Source organism: Protofrankia sp. Cj5, assembly GCF_917627405.1.
GTDB lineage: Bacteria > Actinomycetota > Actinomycetes > Frankiales > Frankiaceae > Protofrankia.
Genome location: NZ_CAKJTO010000095.1, coordinates 1852 through 2657, shown reverse-complemented (window position 1 = coordinate 2657; position 806 = coordinate 1852). Strand labels below are relative to the sequence as shown.

Here is an 806-nt window from a genome sequence, read left to right as displayed (position 1 = left end):
ACTACGAGCAGAAACGCTCACCGGAGCTCACGGTCGACGAGCGGAAGGCCGCTGTCACCGAACTGGCCGTGGCGATGTGGCGGAACGGCGAGGCGTTCATCGAGGTGACCAGGCTGACCGAGATCGCCGCCGAGGTACTCCGGTCGATGCGAGATCCGCGTGGCCTGACCCCGGCCGAGGCCGCGCATCTCCTCGGTTCGGGGACGGCCCTGCGCCGGGATGCCGACGGCAGGTTCTCCTTCATTCACTGGTCGGTGATGGAGTACCTGGTCGCCGCCGACATCGCCCGCCAGCTCACAGAACAGAGTGCGGTGGCCGGCGAAGCCGGTAACCTGCTCGCGGCCCGGGAGATGTCGGAGCTGATGGCGGATTTCTTCGCCGATCTGGCCGGCCGGGACACGGCAGCTCGGTGGGCGCAGGACAGCGTCGACACCGTGGACGCGCCCGCGGTGTCGAAGGCGAACGCGGTGGTGGTGGCGCGCCGGCTGGGTATCAGGCTGCGGACGGGAGCGCAGCTGGCCGGTACCGATCTCGCCGGGCAGGACCTCTCCGGTCGGGATCTGCGCGGTGCCGATCTGCGGGAGGCGAATCTGACTGACGCTCGGCTCGATCGTGCTGATCTGCGGGATGCTGATCTGCGGGATGCGGTGTTGACCGGAGCTTTTCTGGACGCGGCTGTGTTGTCCGGGGCGGACCTGTCCGGCGCGAGGCTGACTGGGGCGAGGGTCCGCGAGGTCAGCGCGGACCGGGTGGTCGCTTGTGGGGCCGGCCTCGATGGCATCCAGGTCATCGGCGGGACGCTCGCT

The 806-nt window shown here is 69.5% G+C and carries 1 protein-coding gene; it reads left to right on the top strand.

What is annotated here, in order from left to right; translation table 11 throughout:
- Window positions 1–806: pentapeptide repeat-containing protein (locus MJ777_RS17960; protein WP_239377231.1), on the top strand; the 806-nt coding region annotated here is incomplete at both ends.